This window comes from uncultured Mailhella sp., assembly GCF_905187505.1.
Taxonomy (GTDB): domain Bacteria; phylum Desulfobacterota; class Desulfovibrionia; order Desulfovibrionales; family Desulfovibrionaceae; genus Mailhella.
Map to the genome: position 1 here is coordinate 1 of NZ_CAJJIC010000175.1, position 3,645 is coordinate 3,645.

Genomic DNA, 3,645 nt, shown 5'->3' on the forward strand with positions numbered 1-3,645 from the left:
ACTTGGCTTCGCGGAAGGGCGGGGCCATCTTGTTCTTGACCACCTTCACGCGGGTGAGGGAACCGTAGGCCTCGTCGCGGTCCTTGAGGGTCTGCACGCGGCGTATGTCCATGCGCACGGAGCTGTAGAACTTGAGCGCGTTGCCGCCGGTGGTGGTTTCGGGGCTGCCGTAGCCCATCTGGCCTATCTTCATGCGTATCTGGTTGATGAAGATGACGCAGGTGCGGGACTTGTGGATGGTGCCGGTGAGCTTTCTCATGGCGTGCGACATGAGGCGGGCCTGACTGCCCACCTGGGTCTCGCCCATGGCGCCGTCGAGTTCGGCCTGAGGAATGAGGGCGGCCACGGAGTCGATGACCACGATGTCCACCGCGCCGGAACGCACCAGCATGTCCGCGATGTCGAGGGCCTGTTCGCCGTGATCGGGCTGGGAAATGAGCAGCTCGTCGGTCTTCACGCCGAGTCTCGCCGCATAGGAGACGTCAAGCGCGTGTTCGGCGTCGATGAAGGCCGCCACGCCGCCCAGCTTCTGGCATTCCGCGATGATGTGCAGCGTGAGCGTCGTCTTGCCCGAAGATTCGGGGCCGTAGATTTCGGTCACGCGGCCGCGCGGCACGCCGCCGATGCCCAGCGCCAGGTCGAGGCCGAGGGAACCGGTGGGAATGACCGGCACATGCACGTGCGCCCCGTCGGACAGCTTCATGACCGCGCCCTGACCATACTTTCTCTCAATGGTGCTGAGGGCTGTCTTGAGCGCTTCGCGGCGGGCATCTTCCGCGGAAACAAGAGGCTTCTTCGCCATGGATGACATCTCCTGAATTAGAGAATATTGCCGCACGGTCCGGGACAGCCCGGGGCGGGGCGCGAAAGGACGCGCCGCCGTGCGGAGGCGGCCTCTTCCGATAAAGGAAAGAGACCCCAGACAGGGAACATTAGCAAAAGGCCGTCCGGGGAGCAAGAGAAACACTTGCCAGCGCGCCGTATACCATCTATCTAAAGAGTCATGAAAAATTATGACGGCATAGCACTCTTTTCCGGGGGTCTGGACAGCATCCTGGCCGCCCGTCTGCTTATGGAACAGGGCAGGACCATCAAGTGCCTGCACTTCTACTCGCCCTTTTTCGGTCATCCCGGCCGCGTGGAGCACTGGCAGCAGGTCTACGGGCTCGACATCACGGCCGTAGACGCCTCCGCCCCCTTCGTGGACATGCTGAAGAAGGGGCCGGCGCACGGATTCGGCAGCGCCATGAACCCCTGCGTGGACTGCAAGATCCTCATGATGGGTCTTGCCAAGGCGCACATGGAGGAATACGGCGCAAAGTTTCTCGTGTCCGGCGAAGTGCTCGGTCAGCGCCCCATGTCGCAGCGGCGCGACACGCTCAACGTCATCCGCCGCGACGCAGACGTGCGCGACATTCTGGTGCGGCCGCTCTGCGCGCAGCTTCTTGATCCCACGGCTCCTGAAGAAGAAGGCCTCATCGACCGCTCCCGCCTGCTTGCGCTGAACGGCCGCGGCAGAAAGGAACAGCTCGCCCTTGCCGAAAAATTTGGCATCACGGAAATTCCCACTCCCGGCGGCGGCTGCAAGCTCACGGAAAAGGAAAACACCCGCCGCTTCTGGCCCGTGCTCTCCCGCATCGACTCCCCGGACGTGAACGACTTCAGGCTCGCCGACGTGGGCCGTCAGTTCTGGCACGACGAATTCTGGCTCACCATAGGCCGCCACAAGTTCGACAACGAAATCTACGCCGACCTCATCCGCGGAGGCGACATCCACTTCAAGGTGGCCGGATTCCCCGGGCCCATCGCTCTCGGCAGAAGCTCGCGCCCGTGGAGCGAAGAAGCCGTGCGCGAGGCGGCCTCGCTTGTGGCCTCCTATTCCCCCAAGGCCTGCCGGGCCGCCGAGGAAGGTCAGAGGATAAGCGTGCGCGTGACCGCAAACGGACAGACGAACCTTGTGGAAGTCCCCCCCCGCCGGGAAACCGCCTTTCTTGAACCCACCTGGGAAAGTGCGCGCGACGAGTTGCACGCCCTGCGCAAGCCCGGAAAATCCTGCAAAGCATAACACGCACAAAGGCGCGCAAAAGACGCGCACAGGAGAGCTCCCCGATGTCCACCGAACATCCGACCCCAGCAGAATATCTGCGCAAAATACTTCTTTCCCCCGTGTACGACGTGGCCCGCGTGACGCCGCTCGAATACATGGAAAAACTCTCGGAGCGCGTGGGCTGCCGCGTCAGCCTCAAGCGTGAAGACCTCCAGCCCGTGCACTCCTTCAAGCTGCGCGGCGCGTACAACAAGATCGCCAGGCTCCCTGAAGAGGCCAAGAAGCGCGGCATCATCGCCGCCTCCGCGGGCAACCACGCCCAGGGCTGCGCTCTTTCCGGCGCCAGGCTCGGCGTGAAGGCCACCATCGTCATGCCAAGGACCACCCCCGACATCAAGGTGGACGCGGTGCGCCGCTTCGGCGGCAACGTGGTGCTCTTCGGCAACAGCTTCGACGAGGCCTACGCCGAATCCATGCGCCTTGCGAAGGAAGAGGGGCTCACCCTCATCCCGCCCTACGACGACTCCGACGTCATCGCCGGTCAGGGCACCATAGCCCGCGAGCTTCTGGAACAGGACGGCCGCCTCACCCACGTGTTCGTGCAGGTGGGCGGCGGCGGACTTGCCGCGGGCATCGCCGTGTACATCAAGCAGATTCTGCCGGACGTGAAGGTCATAGGCGTGGAAGCCAAGGGCTCCGCCTGCCTCAAGGCCGCCTGGGAGACGGGCTCCCCCGTCACCCTCGACCGCGTTTCCCTGTTCGCCGACGGCGTGGCCGTGAAGCGCATCGGCGACGAGACCTTCCGCGTGCTGCGCGAGAACCTCGACGACATCATCACCTGCTCCAACGACGAAATCTGCGCCGCGCTCAAGGACATCTTCGACGACACCCGCGCCATTGCCGAGCCCTCCGGCGCGCTCTCCCTTGCGGGCCTCAAGAAGTACGCCGCTGAACACGACATTTCCGGCGCGCGCATGGCCGCCATACTCTCCGGCGCCAACATGAACTTCCACACCCTGCGCTTCGTGTCCGAACGCTGCGAGGTGGGCGAACAGCGCGAAGGCATCATTTCCGTGACCATCCCCGAAAAGAAGGGCGCCTTCCTCGACCTGTGCCGCAAGCTCGGCAACCGCATGGTGACGGAATTCAACTACCGCTTCTCCGATCCCTCGCAGGCGGAAATCTTCACCTCGCTGCGCCTCACCGAAGGCATGGACGAACTTGAACGCATCATAAGCGGCCTGCGCGAGGCGGGCTACAGCGTGACCAACATGACGCGCAACACCTTTGCCAAGAGTCACGTGCGCTACATGATAGGCGGCCGCGCCCCGAGCGTGGTGAAGAACGAGCACATCCTGAGCTTCCAGTTCCCGGAACGCACGGGCGCGCTGCTGCACTTCCTCGAAACCCTCGGCACGAACTTCAACGTGACCATGTTCCACTACCGCAACCACGGCGCGGAATACGGCCGCGTGGCCTGCGGCTTTGAAGTCGCGCCCGAGCAGTGCGGTGAGTTCTACGCCAACCTCGACAAGCTCGGCTTCGCCTGGTGGGACGAAACCGACAACGAGGCCTGCAAGAAATTCCTCTCGCCGCTC

3 protein-coding genes are annotated in these 3,645 nt (G+C 63.6%); 2 read left to right on the top strand and 1 reads right to left on the bottom strand.

Going from position 1 to position 3,645, the window contains the following annotated elements; all coding sequences use genetic code 11:
- A partial coding sequence (gene recA, locus QZZ60_RS10935) for a recombinase RecA (RefSeq protein WP_295641338.1) occupies nucleotides 1-802 on the bottom strand: 802 nt, incomplete at its 3' end.
- Nucleotides 803-1,003: 201 nt separating this feature from the next.
- Between recA and QZZ60_RS10940 the strand changes: the two genes are divergently transcribed.
- Both QZZ60_RS10940 and ilvA read left to right on the top strand, forming a co-directional pair.
- Complete coding sequence (locus tag QZZ60_RS10940) at nucleotides 1,004-2,065, top strand: tRNA(5-methylaminomethyl-2-thiouridylate) methyltransferase (protein WP_295641340.1); 1,062 nt, start codon at nucleotides 1,004-1,006, stop codon at nucleotides 2,063-2,065.
- A gap of 44 nt (nucleotides 2,066-2,109) precedes the next feature.
- Nucleotides 2,110-3,645: threonine ammonia-lyase, biosynthetic (gene ilvA, locus QZZ60_RS10945; RefSeq protein WP_295641342.1), on the top strand; the 1,536-nt coding region annotated here is incomplete at its 3' end.